The organism is Microbacterium sp. NPDC003461, assembly GCF_053588335.1.
On sequence record NZ_JBSFPT010000015.1, the window covers coordinates 51,144 to 66,845 of the forward strand.

Sequence of the window (15,702 nt, forward strand, 5' to 3'; positions counted from 1 at the left end):
CGCGAGCGGCGCCCGCGCAGCGGGTGCCCGAGCGGCGCAGATCCAGAAAATCAGCGGCGCCGCGCACGCTCCGTCGCGTCGTGGACCTCGCCGACGAGCTCCTCGAGGATGTCCTCGAGGAAGAGCACGGCCGTCGTCTCGCCCTGCGCGTTGCGCACGCGGGCGAGGTGGCGGCCCGCGCGCCGCATGATCGCGAGCGCGTCCTCCAGGTCGGTCGTCTCCTGCACGGGCACCATGTGGTGGATCCGCTTGGCGGGGATCGGAGCCTCCACCACTCGGTCGGCGTCGTCCCCCTCCGCGGCGCGCAGAATGTCCTTGAGGTGCACGTAGCCCACGGGCTCGCCCTCGTCGTCGACGATCACGTAGCGGGAGTAGCCGTGCTTGGCCACGGCCGCCTCGATCTCGGCGGGCGTCGTGCGCTCGGGGAGCGTGACGATCCGATCCAGCGGCACCGCGACGTCCACGGCGTCCTTGTCGGTGAACTCCACGACGGCCGCGACGGTGCCCGTCGCGTCGTCCAGCACGCCCTCGCGGCGCGACTGGCTGACGATCGTCGCCACCTCGTCGAGCGTGAAGGTCGAGTTCGCCTCGTCCTTCGGCTCGACGCGGAACAGGCGCAGCACGGCGTTGGCGACCCAGTTGAGCACGAAGATCACCGGGTGGAACACCTTCGACACCCACACGAGCGGCGTCGCGAGGATGAGCACGGCGCGGTCGGGCACCGAGAACGCGATGTTCTTGGCCACCATCTCGCCGAAGACCACGTGCAGGTACGACACGAACACGAGCGCGATGACGAACGCGACCGTGTCGACGGCCGCCTCCGGCAGCGGCGTGAGGCCCAGCGGCGCGGCGAGCAGGTGGTGGATCGCCGGCTCGGAGACGTTCAGGATCAGCAGCGAGCAGATCGTGATGCCCAGCTGCGAGGTCGCGAGCATGAGCGTGGCGTGCTCCATGGCGTACAGCGCCGTCCTGGCCGCACGGTTGCCTTTCTCGGCGAGCGGCTCGATCTGCGAGCGGCGCGCGGAGATGACGGCGAACTCGGCGCCGACGAAGAACGCGTTGGCCAGCAGCAGCACGACCAGCCAGACGAGTCCGATCCAGTCGCTCATCGCTCGTCACCTCCCTGGACGTCGGCGCCCTCCGGGAGCGGATCGGGTGTGAAGCGCACGCGGTCCACGCGGCGCCCGTCCATGCGCTCCACCGTGAGGGTGCCGTCTTCGAGGCGCACGGCGTCGCCCACGGCGGGCACGCGCTCGAGCACGCTCATGATGTAGCCGCCGACGGTGTCGTAGGCGTCGTCCTCGGGCACCTCGACGGCGGCGCGGTCGCGCAGCTCGTCGGGCCGCAGCTGGCCGGGGAAGGTGAGCGAGTCGCGGTGGCGCACGACGCCGGCCAGGCGCCGGTCGTGCTCGTCGGCCACCTCGCCCACGATCTCCTCGACGAGGTCCTCGAGCGTGACGACGCCCGCGGTGCCGCCGTACTCGTCCACGACGACGGCCATCTGGTAGCCGCGTGCCCGCAGCTCGGCGATGAGCGCGTCGAGGTGCACCGTCTCGGGCGTGCGCAGCGGCTCGGTCGCAAGCGCCGCGGCGGGCACCTCGGCCCGCTTGTGGCGCGGCACGCCGACGGCGGCCTTGAGGTGCACGATGCCGACGATGTCGTCGAGCGAGTCGCCGAACACGGGGAACCGGCTGTGGCCGGTCTGCCTGGCCAGCTGCACGACGTCCTCGGCGGAGTCGGAGGCCGCCAGCGCGTGCATGCGCGGGCGCGGGGTCATGACGTCCGAGGCGCTCAGGCGCGAGAACCGCAGGCTCCGGTCGAGCAGGCTCGCGGTGTCCTTCTCGAGCACGCCGGCCGTCGCCGAGCGGCGCACGAGGCTCGACAGCTCCTCTGCCGTGCGGGCGCCCGACAGCTCCTCCTTCGGCTCGATGCCCACGCCGCGCAGCACCGCGTTGGCGCTGCCGTTCAGCAGCGCGACGGCGGGCCGGAACACCGCGGTGAAGGCGAGCTGGAACGGCGCGACGACCTTGGCTGTGGCCAGGGGCAGCGCGAGCGCGAAGTTCTTCGGCACGAGCTCGCCGAGGATCATCGACAGGATCGTCGCGATCGCCATCGCCACGACGGTCGCGATCGGCGCGCTCACCTCGGGCGGCAGCCCGAGCGCGTCGAACAGCGGCGCGAGGGCGCGCGAGAACGCCGGCTCGAGCGTGTAGCCCGTCAGCAGCGTCGTGAGCGTGATGCCGAGCTGCGCGCTCGACAGGTGCGTGGAGGTGTGCCGCAGCGCGCGGATCGTCATGACGAGCTTCGGCTCGCCGCGCTGCTGCCGCGCCTCGAGCTCGGCGCGATCGAGGTTGACCAGGGCGAACTCGCTGGCCACGAAGAGGCCGGTGCCCACTGTCAGAAGGAGCCCCACCCCCATCAGGATCCAGTCGGTCATGCCGGATCGCCTCCGCGTGCGCACGCGAGGAAGGGTCGGTGGGGCCTGTGTCTACTGGGAGGGTCGTCCATCGTGCGCACCATCATAGGGCGACGCCCTGAACGGCGGCTCCCGCGCGCGCGGAATCACCCCGCGCGAGGTTGCGCAAGGGGGCCTCAGGCCGCCGCGAGTGGACTACGCTTGATCCCCGGGTGCGCCGGGACGGACCGCGCATGACGAGAGCTAGGAAAGTGGGCGATCCAGCCGTGACGAACCAGACGACGGGAGTCGGTACTGGCGAGGGGGAGTTCGGAGCCAACCAGTGGCTCGTCGAGGAGCTCTACCAGCAGTTCAAGTCTGACCGCAACGCGGTCGACAAGGAGTGGTGGCCGGTCCTGGAGGCCTACGAGGCCTCCGCCGCTCCGGCGGCGGACGCCCCGGCCCCGGCGGCCGCTCCCGCCCCGGCCGATCCCGCCCCGGCACAGAAGCAGGAGGCCGCCGCGCCGTCCTCGGCCGCCAACCCGCCCACGGCGCCGACCGCCGCCGTGGGGCAGCAGCCCGTCGCCCGCACGACGAGCAAGCCCGCCGCGCCGACGCCCATCCCCGCCGAGGCGCCCGAGAAGTCGAAGCCCGCGTCGCAGGAGCCCGCCGAGCAGTCCGAGGACCGCGTCACGGTGCTCAAGGGCATGACGAAGACGCTCGCGAAGAACATGGACGAGTCGCTGACCGTCCCGACCGCGACGAGCGTGCGCACGGTCCCGGCCAAGCTGATGATCGACAACCGCATCGTCATCAACAACCACATGGCCCGCACCCGCGGCGGCAAGGTCAGCTTCACGCACATCATCGGCTGGGCGCTCATCCAGGCGCTCAAGGCCTTCCCGAGCCAGAACGTCTTCTACGCCGAGATCGACGGCAAGCCGAGCGTCGTGGCGCCCGCCCACATCAACCTGGGCATCGCGATCGACCTGCCCAAGCCCGACGGCACGCGCGCGCTCATGGTGCCGAGCATCAAGAACGCCGAGTCGCTCTCGTTCACCGACTACCTCGCGGCGTACGAGGATCTCGTCAAGCGCGCCCGCGCCAACAAGCTGACGGCCGCCGACTTCGCCGGCACCACGGTTTCGCTCACCAACCCGGGCGGCATCGGCACCGTGCACTCGGTCCCCCGCCTCATGAAGGGCCAGGGCTGCATCATCGGCGCCGGCGCCCTCGACTACCCCGCCGAGTTCGCCGGATCCAGCGCCAAGACGCTCAACGAGCTCGCGATCGGCAAGACGATCACCCTCACGAGCACGTACGACCACCGCGTCATCCAGGGCGCCGGATCGGGCGAGTTCCTGAAGATCGTGCACGAGCTGCTGATCGGCAAGAACGGCTTCTACGAGGAGATCTTCGCCGCGCTGCGCATCCCGTACGCGCCCATCCGCTGGAACGCCGACGTCTCGGTCGACCTCTCCGAGCGCGTCGACAAGACGGCCCGCGTGCAGGAGCTCATCAACGCCTACCGCGTGCGCGGCCACCTCATGGCCGACACCGACCCGCTCGAGTACCGGCAGCGCGAGCACCACGACCTCGAGATCGAGTCGCACGGGCTGACGTTCTGGGACCTCGAGCGCGAGTTCGTCACGAACGGCTTCGGCGGCCGCCGTCAGGCCAAGCTGCGCGACATCCTCGGCGTGCTGCGCGACTCGTACTGCCGCACCACCGGCTACGAGTACATGCACATCTCCGACCACGAGCAGCGCGACTGGTTCCAGGAGCACATCGAGAAGCCGTACGCGAAGCTCGACCACGACGACCAGCTGCGCGTGCTGCGCAAGCTCAACGAGGCCGAGGCCTTCGAGACCTTCCTGCAGACGAAGTACGTCGGCCAGAAGCGGTTCTCGCTCGAGGGCGGCGAATCTCTCATCCCGCTGCTGGATCGGATCCTGACGGGTGCCGCGGCGAAGAACCTCGACGGCGCCGCGATCGCCATGGCCCACCGCGGCCGCCTGAACGTGCTCACGAACATCGCCGGCAAGACCTACGGCCAGGTGTTCCAGGAGTTCGAGGGCGCCCTTCCCGGCAACAAGCGCGGCTCGGGCGATGTGAAGTACCACCTCGGCACGCAGGGCACGTTCGTGGGCGAGGACGGCGACGAGCTGCCGGTGTACCTGGCGGCCAACCCCTCGCACCTCGAGACCGTCGACGGCGTGCTCGAGGGCGTCGTGCGCGCCAAGCAGGACCGCTCGGCGCCCGGCACGTACGGCTGGCTGCCGATCCTCGTGCACGGCGACGCGGCCTTCTCGGGCCAGGGCGTGGTCATGGAGACGCTGCAGATGTCGCAGCTGCGCGGCTACCGCACGGGCGGCACGATCCACGTGGTCGTGAACAACCAGGTGGGCTTCACGACGCTGCCCGTCGACTCGCGCTCCTCGACGTACGCGACCGACCCGGCCAAGACGATCCAGGCGCCCGTGCTGCACGTGAACGGCGACGACCCCGAGGCCGTCGTGCGCGCCGCGGAGCTCGCCTTCGAATATCGCGAGCGCTTCCACCGCGACATCGTGATCGACCTCGTCTGCTACCGCCGCCGCGGTCACAACGAGGGCGACGACCCGTCGATGACGCAGCCGCTCATGACCAACCTCATCGAGGCCAAGCGCTCCACGCGCCGCCTGTACACCGAGGCCCTCGTCGGCCGCGGCGACATCACCGAGGAGGAGTACGAGCAGGCCAAGGCCGACTTCCAGAACCGCCTGGAGGTCGCGTTCGCCGAGACGCACGCCGCCGAGACCGGCTCGACCCCCGTCGTCACGGGCAACGGCGTCGAGGACGAGGCGGCGGGCGAGCCCGAGACGACCGGCGTGCCGGCCGCGGTCATCGAGCAGGTCGGCGACGCGCACGCGAACAAGCCCGAGGGCTTCACCGTGCACAGCAAGCTCCAGCAGCTGCTCGACAAGCGCGTGCAGATGAGCCGCGGGGGCAAGATCGACTGGGGCTTCGGCGAGCTGCTCGCGTTCGGCTCGCTGCTGCTCGAGGGCACGCCCGTGCGCCTGGCGGGCCAGGACTCGCGCCGCGGCACGTTCGCGCAGCGCCACGCCGTCTTCCACGACCGCGTGAACGGCAAGGAGTGGCTGCCGCTGGCGAACCTCTCCGAGGGCCAGGGCCGCTTCTGGGTGTACGACTCGCTGCTGAGCGAGTACGCCGCCCTCGCGTTCGAGTACGGCTACTCCGTGGAGAACCCGAACGCGCTCGTGATGTGGGAGGCGCAGTTCGGCGACTTCGTCAACGGCGCCCAGACGGTCATCGACGAGTTCATCTCCTCGGCCGAGCAGAAGTGGGGTCAGCAGTCGAGCGTCGTGCTGGCGCTCCCCCACGGCTACGAGGGCCAGGGCCCCGACCACTCGTCGGCGCGCATCGAGCGGTTCCTGCAGCTGTGCGCGCAGGACAACATGACGGTGGCGCGCCCGTCCACGCCCGCGTCGTACTTCCACCTGCTGCGTCGCCAGGCCTACGCCCGGCCCCGCCGCCCGCTCATCGTGTTCACGCCCAAGGCCATGCTGCGCCTGCGCGGCGCGACGAGCGACGTCGCGGACTTCACCTCGGGCCGCTTCGAGCCGGTGCTCGACGACGACCGCGGCATCGACAAGTCGGCCGTCACGAAGGTGCTGCTGCACTCGGGCAAGATCCACTGGGATCTGCGCGGCGAGCTGGAGAAGAAGCCGAACCCGCAGATCGCGCTCGTGCGCGTGGAGCAGTTCTACCCGGCGCCGGTCGAGGAGCTCACCGCGGTGCTCGCGCAGTACCCGAACGCCGAGCTCGTGTGGGTGCAGGACGAGCCCGAGAACCAGGGCGCCTGGCCGTTCATGGCGCTGAAGATGCCGAAGCACCTCGGCCGCGAGCTGCGCGTCGTCAGCCGCGCCGCGGCCGCGTCGCCGGCGACGGGCTCCAGCAAGGTCCACGCCGTCGAGCACGCCGATCTGATGTCGCGCGCGCTGGCCTGATCCGCGATCGGGAAGGCGCCCGGCTCCCCCACGGGATCCGGGCGCCTTCCGCGTTCAGTACCAGATGCTCAGGTGCGGGGCGCGGTCCGCGCGCAGCGCGACGTCGAGCGCGGCCACGGCGCCGGCGTCCCCCGTCACCCGGCCCGCCGCGGCGAGCGCGCGCAGGGGCACACCGCCGACGATCACGGAGGACAGCTCCGAGACGCCCAGCTCGATGTCCGCCTCGCCCGACGCGGGCGTGACGGCGGCGGCGCCGCCCGCGATCGCGACGCGCCAGGCGCCGTCGGCGATGCCGAGCTCGTCGCGCACCCGCACGACGACGTCGGCGTCGGCCGCGTAGCCGCGGGCGGCCAGCACGCGGGGCACGTCGAGCACGCGCAGCCAGCCATGGTCGAACACCGTCCGCGAGACGGCGCGGGGGTCGGCCACGAGCCACGGCAGCGAATCGTCCACCGGCTGCAGATCGGCCGTGACGGTGCCGACCAGGTCGTACTCGATCGCGAAGCGCCACAGCGCCGCGCGGACCTCCGGCGTCTCGGCGACGAGGTGCTCGATGGCGAGGGTGTGCGTGGTGTGGTGCTCGCCCTCCGCGATCGTGAAGGCGAGCGCGCCCCGGATCTCGCCGGCGGCGTCGCGCGCGACGACGCCGCGCACCTTCGCGCCGTTCTCGGCGCCGGGCGCGGTGCCGGCGGCGCGCGCCCAGCGCAGGGGGAAGCCCGTGACGTTCCCGGCCCGCTGGCGACGCACGCGCTCGTGGAGCTCGCCGAGCAGCTCCGCCAGGCGCGGGCGCTCGACGAACTCCAGCCGCACGTCCGAGGCCGGGCCGATCCATCCCGCGCGCCGCGTCTCCACCGTGAGCCGCTCGACGGGCACGGCCATGCCGAAGCCGTAGCGGCCGTAGATGGTCGACTCGGTCACCGTGAGCCCCGCGATCGCGACGCCCGCGGCGGCCGCTGCGCGCAGCTCGCCCTCCAGCATGGCCCTGGCGATGCCGCGGCGGCGGTGCGTGGCCGCCACCGTGACGGCGCTGATCGCCCACATCGCGATCTCCGGCAGCGGCGCCTCGGCGCCCGCCGGCCCCGGCAGCGTCAGGCGCGCCGCCCACGAGCTCACGGTGCCCACCGGCATCGCGCCCGGTGCCGCGTCCCGCTCGAACACCCCGATGAGGCGCGCACCGCGCTCCGCGAAGGTGCCGGCCGCCTTCCGCTCCCGCTCCTCGCCGGGCTCGCCGTCGAGGAAGCCGCGCGAGATGGCGCGGTAGAGCGGTAGGAAGTCGGCGCCGTCCGTCGGCACGACGCGGTAGTCGAGGCCGCGCTCCGCGAGCCGCTCCTGCGAGGTCACGTCCGCGGGCACGTCCCGCGCGTCGATCGATGTCATGGCTCCCAGCGTATGGGGCAGCCCCGACGCGCTAGATTCGTCGGGTACACCACCAGAGGGGGACGCATGTCGGTTGGTCTGCTCGCGGTCGTCGACGACATCCTGAGCGCGGCGCTGAAGGCCTCGTCCAAGGCGGCGGGCGTGGTCATCGACGACGCCGCCGTGACGCCCCAGTACGTGCAGGGGCTCACGCCGGCGCGCGAGCTGCCGGTGGTCGGGAAGATCGCCCTCGGCTCGATCGCCAACAAGTTCCTCATCATCATCCCCGTCGCGCTCGCGCTCACCACGTGGGCGCCGTGGGTGCTCCCCTATCTGCTCATCATCGGCGGCACCTACCTGTGCTTCGAGGGCGCCGAGAAGGTGCTGGAGTGGTTCGGGCTGCACCACGCGCACGTCGACGAGGGCGCCCGCGACGAGAACAAGCTCGTGTGGGGCGCGATCCGCACCGACCTCATCCTGTCGACCGAGATCATGCTCATCTCGCTGTCGAATCTCGATGCGGACATGAGCTTCTGGATGACCCTCGGGGCACTGGTCGTGATCGCCCTGCTCATGACGGGCGTCGTGTACGGCGCCGTCGCGCTGCTCGTGAAGGTCGACGACATCGGGCTGAAGATGGCCAAGGACGACACGCAGCGCGTGCGGCACCTGGGCACCCGCATCGTTCGGTCGATGCCGGCCGTGTTCCGCGTCATCAGCGTGATCGGCACCGTCGCGATGCTGTGGGTCGGCGGCCACCTCGTGCTCGCGAACCTCGGCGAGGTCGGCCTCACGCTCACCACCGACCTGCTCCACGCCGTCGAGCACGCGCTCGAGCCGGCCGGCGCCGTGATCGTCTGGATCGGCGACACGCTCGTCTCCGCCATCGCGGGGCTCGTCGTGGGCCTCGCCGTCGTCGGCGTCGTGCTGCTCGTCGGGAGGCTGTTCGGACGGCGCCCCACCTTCACCGAGGGCGGCGAGACCCCGGCCGCGGCGCACCCCTGACCGGTCGGCGGATGAAAGAATCGTCAGATGCCTGACGACGCCCGCCACGAACACCACGACACCGACTCGGGCTTCATCCCCACCTCGACGGGAATGATCCCCGTCCCCGTCGGGACGCACTCGATCCCCGTCCAGGTGCAGGACGCCGCCGGCGAGACCGCGCACGTCCACCCGGGCGACCGGCTCTCGCCCGCGCGGCGGTTCGTCTACGTGCTGCTGCTGGGCGCGCTCACCGCGCTGGGCCCGTTCACGGTCGACCTCTACCTGCCGGCCTTCCCGGTGCTGGAGCAGGACTTCTCCGCCACGGCGGCGGCGGTGCAGCTCACCCTCACGGGCACGATGCTGGGCTTCGCCGTGGGCCAGCTCGTGATCGGCCCGCTCAGCGACCGCTTCGGGCGCCGGGTGCCGCTGCTCATCGCCACGGGCCTGCACATCCTGGCGAGCATCGCGTCGGTGCTGGCGCCCAACCTCGAGCTGCTCGGCGTCGCGCGTGTGTTCATGGGCATCGGCGCCGCGGGCGGCAGCGTCGTGGCCATGGCGATGGTCCGCGACCTCTTCAGCGGGCGCCGCCTCGTGATCATGCTCTCGCGCCTGGCGCTGGTCACGGGCGTCGCACCGGTGGTCGCCCCGCTCATCGGATCGATGCTGCTGGGCGTCATGCCGTGGCGCGGCATCTTCGTCGTGCTCGCGTGCTACGGCGCCGTCATGCTCGCCTGCGCGCTGTTCGCCCTGCCCGAGACGCGCCCCGCGAGCGACCGCATCACGGCCGACACCGTCTCGGTGCGCCATCGCTACCGCGTCGTGCTGAGCGACCGCGTGTACGTGGGCGTGCTCGCGATCGGCGCGCTCACCTTCGCCGGGCTGTTCTCGTACCTGTCGGCGTCGTCGTTCCTCTTCCAGCAGTCCTACGGGCTCACGGCCGTGCAGTACGGCATGGTCTTCGCGGCGAACTCTGTGGGCCTCGTGATCGGCAACCAGATCGCCGCGCGCCTTGCCGCCCGCTTCGGTCCGCAGTGGGTGCTCGCGGGCTCGACGGCCGGCATCCTCGTGGCGGCCATCGCGATCCCGATCTCGTCGAGCCTCGTGCCGAGCGTGTGGGGCCTGATCGTGCCGCTGTTCGTGTTCATGACCGGCTGCGGGTTCACGTTCCCGTGCGCGCAAGTGCTGGCGCTCGACCGGCACCCCGAGGCCGCGGGCACGGCCGCCTCGGTGCTCGGCGCGTCGAACAACCTCGTGGCCGGGCTCGTCTCGCCCATCGCGGGCCTGCTGGCGGCGTCCACCGGCATCACGCCGCTGACGATGGCGTCGATCATGATCGCCTGCTCGGCGCTCGCGATCGCCTCGCTGTGGCTCATCGTGCGTCCGCGCACCCTCGGGATGCTGGGCGACTGAGCCGCGCCGCGGCGCCGCTTCAGCCGGCCGCGCGGTTCAGCCTGCGGCCGGCATCGTCGCTCGATCCTGCGGCCGACCGAGCGGGCCGGATCAGTGCGCGGCCTGGACCTCGCGCAGGCGCGCGATCACCTGCAGGCGCACCTGCTCGGGCGTCGCCTCGCGGCACGCGCGCTGCACGGCCTCGGTGAGGGTGCGCGACACGTGCGCCTCGCCCTGGCAGTCCGGGCAGCTCTCGAGGTGCTCGCGGATGTCGGCGTACTCGGTCCTGCAGATCTCGTTGCGCAGGTACTCCTCGAGGTCGGCTCGCGCCTTCTCGCAGCCGCAGTCGGTCATTTCCGTGCTCCTGTCGTGGCGGCCTGGATGCCCCGTTCGGCCGCGTAGTCCTTCAGCAGGTCACGCAGCAGTCGCCGGCCTCGGTGCAGGCGGCTCATGACCGTGCCGATGGGGGTCTTCATGATGTCGGCGATCTCCTGGTAGGCGAATCCCTCGACGTCCGCGAGGTACACGGCCATGCGGAAGTCGTCGGGGATCGACTGCAGCGCGTCCTTGACGACCGACGCCGGCATGCGGTCGATGGCCTCCGCCTCGGCCGAGCGACCGCGCGTGGCCGTGGTCGACTCGGCGCCGCCGAGCTGCCAGTCCTCGAGCTCGTCGATCGTGCCCTGGTAGGGCTCGCGCTGCTTCTTGCGATAGGTGTTGATGTAGGTGTTGGTGAGGATCCGGTACAGCCACGCCTTCAGGTTCGTGCCCTGCGTGAACGACGACCACGAGGCGAAGGCCTTCACGAAGGTCTCCTGCACGAGGTCGGCGGCGTCGGCCGGGTTGCGCGTCATGCGCATGGCGGCGCCGTAGAGCTGGTCCATGTAGGGAAGGGCCTGCTCCTCGAACTGCGCGCGCGGATCGGCCGGCGCGGCGGCGTCGGGGACTGTGGCATCCTGATCGTCCATTGCCGGCCAGTCTAGGCTCCGCGCATCGGGGTTTCCCCCGAGCCGGAGGCGCGGATCATCGAGCGTGATCGTCATCCGTTCCTCTCCTGTCCGCCGGGTGTCCCGCCTGGCGCGACGGGTCCCTTCGCGGGCTGTGACCTAAGGTGGAAACCGATGAGTGCCGACGGGTATTCCCCCACCGAGCCGGGCCCCGCTGCGGACCGCGGCGAGTACGCCGCGCCCGCCTCCCCGGGACCGCTGCGCGGGACGCTGACGGTGCCGGGATCGAAGTCGATCACGAACCGCGAGCTCGTGCTCGCCGCCATCGCCGAGGGCCCCAGCCGCATCGCCGCACCGCTGCACTCCGACGACTCCGCGCGCATGGTGGAGGCGCTCGCCGCGCTGGGCGCGGGCATCGAGCGCGTCGAGGGCGAGAGCGCGTACGGCCCCGACTTCGTCGTCACCCCCGGCGCTCTCACGGGCGGCACCGTGGACTGCGGTCAGGCCGGCACGGTCATGCGCTTCGTCGCCCCGCTCGCGGGGCTGGTGGACGGCGAGGTGCTGCTGACCGCGCACGAGAGCGCCCTGCACCGCCCCATGGGCGAGATGATCCGCGGCCTGCGCGACCTCGGCGTCGACGTGGAGGACGACGGCCGCTGGTCGCTGCCGTTCCGCGTGCACGGGCGCGGCCACGTGCGCGGCGGCGAGGTGGAGATCGACGCCTCCGCGTCGAGCCAGTTCGTCTCGGGCATGCTGCTGGCCGCGCCCCGCTTCGACGTGGGCCTGCACCTGCGCCACACGGGCGAGCGCCTGCCGAGCCTGCCGCACATCGAGCTGACGATCGAGGCCCTCGCGCGCCGCGGGGTGCAGGTGGAGCGGCCGAGCTCGAACGAGTGGATCGTGCCCCCCGCGCCGCTGCGCGCCAAGGACGTGCACGTCGAGCCCGACCTGTCCAACGCCGCCCCGTTCCTGGCCGCGGCGATGCTCGCGGGCGGCAGCGTGACGGTCACCGATTGGCCGCCGCACTCCACCCAGCCGGGCGCGCACCTGAGCGAGCTGCTCGCCCTCATGGGGGCGAAGGTCTCGCGCCGCGGCGGCGCCCTCACGGTCGCCGCCGGTGGCGGCATCCACGGCGTCGACCTCGACCTGTCGGCCGTGAGCGAGCTGACGCCGACCTTCGTCGGCCTCGCGCTGTTCGCCGACGGCCCGTCCACCTTCCGCGGCATCGGGCACATCCGCGGGCACGAGACCGACCGGATCGCGGCGCTCGCCCAGAACGTCGAGGCGCTCGGCGGGTTCGCCGAGGAGCTGCCGGACGGCATCCGCATCGAGCCGCGCCCGCTGCGCGGCGGCACCTGGCGCGCGTTCCACGACCACCGCCTCGCGACCACCGGCGCGCTCGTCGGCCTCGCGGTGCCCGACGTCGTCGTCGACGACATCGCCACGACGGCGAAGACGCTCCCGCAGTTCGTCGCGCTCTGGGAGGGGCTGCTCGCGGGAGGCGCGAGCCGGTGAGCTGGCTGGACGACGCCGACCTCGACGACGAGCCGGAGTTCGACGAGGCCGACGTGCGCGTGCGCCCCAACCCCAAGGCGAACCGCCCCCGCACCAAGCGCCGCCCGGCGCACGAGGACGCGACGATCGCGCGCGTGCTCGGCGTCGACCGCGGCCGCTACAGCGTGCTCGTCGACGAGGGGCTCCCCGGCGAGCGCGCCGTGAGCGCCGTGCGGGCGCGCGAGCTGCGCAAGATGCCGATCGTCACGGGCGACCGCGCGCGCGTCGTCGGAGACACGTCGGGCCGCGAGGGCACGCTCGGCCGGATCGTGGGGATCGAGGAGCGCACGTCGCTCCTGCGGCGCAGCGCGGACGACACCGATCAGGTGGAGCGGGTCGTCGTCGCCAACGCCGACCAGATGCTCGTCGTCGTCGCCGCGGCCGATCCCGAGCCCCGCCCGCGGCTGGTCGACCGCTACCTCGTCGCGGCGCTCGATGCCGGCATCCGGCCGCTCATGGTCGTCACGAAGACCGACCTGGCCGACCCCGCCCCCTTCCTCGAACACTTCGCGGGCCTCGACGAGCTGCGCGTGTTCCGCTCGTCGCGCGACGCCGCACCCCTCGACGAGATCGGCGAGGCGCTCGCGGGGCACACGACCGTCTTCGTCGGGCACTCGGGCGTCGGCAAGTCGACGCTCGTCAACGCGCTCGTCCCCTCGGCGGGCCGCGCCACCGGCCACGTCAACGAGGTGACCGGCCGCGGCCGGCACACGTCGTCGTCCACCGTGTCGCTGCGCTACGAGGGCGCGGCCGGATCGGGCTGGGTGATCGACACCCCCGGCGTGCGCTCGTTCGGCCTCGGGCACGTGGACCCCGACAACATCCTGCGCGCCTACCCCGATCTGCTCGCCGTCGCCGAGGACTGCCCCCGCGGCTGCACGCACCTGCCGGACGCGCCGGACTGCGCGCTCAACGAGGCCGTCGCGGCGGGCACGCTGCCGGCAGGCCGCCTCGACTCGCTGCAGCGCCTGCTCGAGACGTTCAAGGACAAGCAGGACTGGTGATCCGGCAGCCGAACTAGGCTGGGAGGCGTGACCACGCGCCTCGAACCCGGAACCCCCGCCCCCGACTTCACCCTGCCGGATCAGGACGGATCGCCCGTCTCGCTGCGGGATCTGCGGGGCCAGAAGGTCGTGCTCTACTTCTACCCCGCCGCGATGACGCCCGGCTGCACGACCGAGGCGTGCGACTTCCGCGACTCGATCGCGTCGCTCGCCGGCGCCGGCTACACCGTGCTCGGCGTCTCGCCCGACGAGCCGGCCAAGCTGAAGCAGTTCGCCGAGCGCGACGGGCTCACCTTCCCGCTGCTGAGCGACGCGGACAGGGCCGTGCACGAGGCCTACGGCACGTGGGGCGAGAAGAAGAACTACGGCAAGGTCGTCATGGGCGTCATCCGCTCCACCTTCGTCCTCGACGAGGACGGCGTCGTGACCAAGGCGCTCTACAACGTCAAGGCCACCGGGCACGTCGCGCGGCTGCGCCGCGAGCTCGGCATCGGCTGACGCCGGGCCCGCTCAGGCCGCCGCGCTCACCTGCTCGGGCGTGAGTGTGATGCCGCCGTGCTCCACCGTCGAGCCGTTCAGCTCCACGAGCCACTGGCGGTTGAGCTCCGGCGGGTGAGCCGAGTCGAAGACGAAGCGCAGCGGGATCGTCGGATGCAGCCAGACGGTCGTGCTGCCCTCGTCATCGGGGTGCGCCCACGAGACGCTGAAGCTCTCGTCGCGGCGCAGCTTGGTGAGGATGACCGTCTTGAGGTGCCAGAGCGTGCGGTCGTCGATGCGGATCGGGGGATCGGCGTTGTCGTAGATGAAGAGGCCCATGGCGTCAGGCTAGGAACTCCGCCGATGTGATTCAACCGGTATTCCGGTGTGTGACGATCGTTCACCTCGCCGTCACGGAGGCGACACCGATGCCGTCAGGCCCCGGCGAGGAACGCGACGCCCGCGCCGCGGAAGTCGCGCGAACCGGGCGCGTTGAAGTGGTGGCGGCCCGGCACCTCCAGGAACCGGCCGTTCGGCACCGCCGCCGCCAGACGCTTCGAGTCCTCGAGGATCGCGTCCTCCGATCCCGTCGCGAACAGCGTCGGCTGCTGCGGCGGGTCACCCAGATCCGGATCCGCGTCGCCGAACCGCATGCCGCCGGCGAGCGCCACGAGCGCGCGCAGGTCGTTGCCGGCCACGCGCTCGGCGAGCGTGACGTAGTTGCGGGTGACGGGATCGGTCACCTCGGTGCCGTGCTCGGCGAACGCCCGCGCCTGCGCGAGGTCGAGCCGGCCGAGCGGCCGCCCGTCGGGGATGCCGCCGAGCACGGCCCGCTCGATCCGCTCGGGCATGGCCACCGCCGCGTGCCAGCCGACGCGCGCGCCGAGCGAGTAGCCGGCGTAGCGCGCGGTGTCGATGAGGTACGTGTCGAGCGTCACGCGCACGTCCGAGACGAGCGCATCCATCGTGTAGTCGGTCGGCTCGTGCGGCTTGTCGCTCGCGCCGTGCCCGCGCTGATCGATCCCGATCACGCGGAAGCCGGCGCGCAGCAGCTCGCGCACCCAGCCGGTGGCCACCCAGTTGTCGCGGCAGCTCGACGCGAACCCGTGCACGCACAGCACGACGGGCGCGCTCTCGTCCTCCCACCCCCACGTGTAGGTGGCGATGCGATGCCCCTCCTCGCTCATCACGAAGCGGGGATCGGGCAGCTCGGTGATCAGCGGAGCGGTCATGGCTTCATTCTCGCGCGTTCGCGACGGCCGCGCGGCCTGCGCCGCGTCCGGCCCGCACACCGAATCGCCCCGCCCGGGGAGCAGAGCGCTCGACCCGGGCGGGGCGATGGTGTGAGGGTGTGCGGGACCCGAACCCGCACCCCACGCGTTGAGGTCCCTTCCCCCGAAAGGATCCGCGTCGCGTGCCTTCAGGATGCCAGCGCGCGCTCGCGGGGTCCGGAGGCTTGACATCGGGCCGGGCGCCGCGTAAACAGGCTCTTCGGACTTCCGGTGGGGGTCATGGGGTGAGGCCGCCGGCGGCGAGGAGCATGCGGAGGCGGTAGTTGTGCCGGTTTCGGTAGCCGCGGG

Annotated in this window: 13 protein-coding genes; 6 read left to right on the forward strand and 7 right to left on the reverse strand. The window is 72.1% G+C overall.

What is annotated here, in order from left to right:
* Window positions 1–50: 50 nt before the first annotated feature.
* Both ACWDR7_RS07900 and ACWDR7_RS07905 read right to left on the reverse strand, forming a co-directional pair.
* Complete coding sequence (locus tag ACWDR7_RS07900; RefSeq protein ID WP_449854377.1) at window positions 51–1,112, reverse strand: hemolysin family protein; 1,062 nt, start codon at window positions 1,110–1,112, stop codon at window positions 51–53.
* Window positions 1,109–2,440 (reverse strand): hemolysin family protein, encoded by a 1,332-nt coding sequence (locus tag ACWDR7_RS07905; protein WP_449854378.1) that lies wholly within the window; start codon window positions 2,438–2,440, stop codon window positions 1,109–1,111. Before ACWDR7_RS07905 ends, ACWDR7_RS07900 begins: the two co-directional genes overlap by 4 nt.
* 245 nt (window positions 2,441–2,685) lie before the next feature.
* Here ACWDR7_RS07905 and ACWDR7_RS07910 point away from each other — a divergent pair, with 245 nt between their 5' ends.
* Window positions 2,686–6,408, forward strand: a complete 3,723-nt coding sequence (locus tag ACWDR7_RS07910) for a multifunctional oxoglutarate decarboxylase/oxoglutarate dehydrogenase thiamine pyrophosphate-binding subunit/dihydrolipoyllysine-residue succinyltransferase subunit (protein ID WP_449854379.1) — start codon at window positions 2,686–2,688, stop codon at window positions 6,406–6,408.
* A gap of 54 nt (window positions 6,409–6,462) precedes the next feature.
* Here ACWDR7_RS07910 and ACWDR7_RS07915 read toward each other — a convergent pair whose 3' ends face one another.
* The gene (locus tag ACWDR7_RS07915) at window positions 6,463–7,785 is read right to left on the reverse strand and encodes a GNAT family N-acetyltransferase (RefSeq protein ID WP_449854380.1); all 1,323 of its coding nucleotides are present in this window, start codon (window positions 7,783–7,785) and stop codon (window positions 6,463–6,465) included.
* A gap of 66 nt (window positions 7,786–7,851) precedes the next feature.
* Between ACWDR7_RS07915 and ACWDR7_RS07920 the strand changes: the two genes are divergently transcribed.
* Window positions 7,852–8,769 (forward strand): DUF808 family protein, encoded by a 918-nt coding sequence (locus tag ACWDR7_RS07920; RefSeq protein WP_449854381.1) that lies wholly within the window; start codon window positions 7,852–7,854, stop codon window positions 8,767–8,769.
* Window positions 8,770–8,796: 27 nt separating this feature from the next.
* The gene (locus tag ACWDR7_RS07925) at window positions 8,797–10,161 is read left to right on the forward strand and encodes a multidrug effflux MFS transporter (protein WP_449854382.1); all 1,365 of its coding nucleotides are present in this window, start codon (window positions 8,797–8,799) and stop codon (window positions 10,159–10,161) included.
* A 90-nt stretch (window positions 10,162–10,251) separates the two neighbouring features.
* Here ACWDR7_RS07925 and ACWDR7_RS07930 read toward each other — a convergent pair whose 3' ends face one another.
* Window positions 10,252–10,494 (reverse strand): anti-sigma factor family protein, encoded by a 243-nt coding sequence (locus ACWDR7_RS07930; protein WP_449854383.1) that lies wholly within the window; start codon window positions 10,492–10,494, stop codon window positions 10,252–10,254.
* Window positions 10,491–11,183: a sigma-70 family RNA polymerase sigma factor gene (locus tag ACWDR7_RS07935; protein WP_449854384.1), complete on the reverse strand. Its 693-nt coding sequence runs from the start codon at window positions 11,181–11,183 to the stop codon at window positions 10,491–10,493. Before ACWDR7_RS07935 ends, ACWDR7_RS07930 begins: the two co-directional genes overlap by 4 nt.
* A gap of 78 nt (window positions 11,184–11,261) precedes the next feature.
* On the opposite strand from ACWDR7_RS07935, the gene aroA reads away from it, so the two are divergent.
* Genes aroA through bcp form a run of 3 tightly spaced genes read left to right on the forward strand, consistent with a single transcriptional unit; the run spans window position 11,262 to window position 14,143 of the window.
* Window positions 11,262–12,602: a 3-phosphoshikimate 1-carboxyvinyltransferase gene (gene aroA, locus ACWDR7_RS07940; RefSeq protein WP_449854385.1), complete on the forward strand. Its 1,341-nt coding sequence runs from the start codon at window positions 11,262–11,264 to the stop codon at window positions 12,600–12,602.
* Window positions 12,599–13,645, forward strand: a complete 1,047-nt coding sequence (gene rsgA / locus ACWDR7_RS07945) for a ribosome small subunit-dependent GTPase A (RefSeq protein ID WP_449854386.1) — start codon at window positions 12,599–12,601, stop codon at window positions 13,643–13,645. Before aroA ends, rsgA begins: the two co-directional genes overlap by 4 nt.
* Before the next feature lie 27 nt (window positions 13,646–13,672).
* Window positions 13,673–14,143 carry a thioredoxin-dependent thiol peroxidase gene (gene bcp / locus ACWDR7_RS07950; RefSeq protein ID WP_449854387.1) on the forward strand — a complete coding sequence of 157 codons (471 nt, stop codon included), beginning with the start codon at window positions 13,673–13,675 and terminating at the stop codon, window positions 14,141–14,143.
* Window positions 14,144–14,155: 12 nt separating this feature from the next.
* Here bcp and ACWDR7_RS07955 read toward each other — a convergent pair whose 3' ends face one another.
* Both ACWDR7_RS07955 and ACWDR7_RS07960 read right to left on the reverse strand, forming a co-directional pair.
* Window positions 14,156–14,461 carry a DUF7882 family protein gene (locus tag ACWDR7_RS07955; RefSeq protein ID WP_449854388.1) on the reverse strand — a complete coding sequence of 102 codons (306 nt, stop codon included), beginning with the start codon at window positions 14,459–14,461 and terminating at the stop codon, window positions 14,156–14,158.
* Window positions 14,462–14,556: 95 nt separating this feature from the next.
* Window positions 14,557–15,354 carry an alpha/beta fold hydrolase gene (locus ACWDR7_RS07960; RefSeq protein WP_449854389.1) on the reverse strand — a complete coding sequence of 266 codons (798 nt, stop codon included), beginning with the start codon at window positions 15,352–15,354 and terminating at the stop codon, window positions 14,557–14,559.
* Window positions 15,355–15,702 lie beyond the last annotated feature (348 nt).

What these genes read in the sequence shown, in the direction of transcription:
- ACWDR7_RS07900 (WP_449854377.1), bottom strand. Translation starts at nt 1,112, where the DNA reads ATGAGCGACTGGATCGGACTCGTCTGGCTGGTCGTGCTGCTGCTGGCC.
- ACWDR7_RS07905 (WP_449854378.1), bottom strand. Translation starts at nt 2,440, where the DNA reads ATGACCGACTGGATCCTGATGGGGGTGGGGCTCCTTCTGACAGTGGGC.
- ACWDR7_RS07915 (WP_449854380.1), bottom strand. Translation starts at nt 7,785, where the DNA reads ATGACATCGATCGACGCGCGGGACGTGCCCGCGGACGTGACCTCGCAG.
- ACWDR7_RS07920 (WP_449854381.1), top strand. Translation starts at nt 7,852, where the DNA reads ATGTCGGTTGGTCTGCTCGCGGTCGTCGACGACATCCTGAGCGCGGCG.
- ACWDR7_RS07925 (WP_449854382.1), top strand. Translation starts at nt 8,797, where the DNA reads ATGCCTGACGACGCCCGCCACGAACACCACGACACCGACTCGGGCTTC.
- ACWDR7_RS07930 (WP_449854383.1), bottom strand. Translation starts at nt 10,494, where the DNA reads ATGACCGACTGCGGCTGCGAGAAGGCGCGAGCCGACCTCGAGGAGTAC.
- ACWDR7_RS07935 (WP_449854384.1), bottom strand. Translation starts at nt 11,183, where the DNA reads ATGACGATCACGCTCGATGATCCGCGCCTCCGGCTCGGGGGAAACCCC.
- aroA (WP_449854385.1), top strand. Translation starts at nt 11,262, where the DNA reads ATGAGTGCCGACGGGTATTCCCCCACCGAGCCGGGCCCCGCTGCGGAC.
- ACWDR7_RS07955 (WP_449854388.1), bottom strand. Translation starts at nt 14,461, where the DNA reads ATGGGCCTCTTCATCTACGACAACGCCGATCCCCCGATCCGCATCGAC.
- ACWDR7_RS07960 (WP_449854389.1), bottom strand. Translation starts at nt 15,354, where the DNA reads ATGACCGCTCCGCTGATCACCGAGCTGCCCGATCCCCGCTTCGTGATG.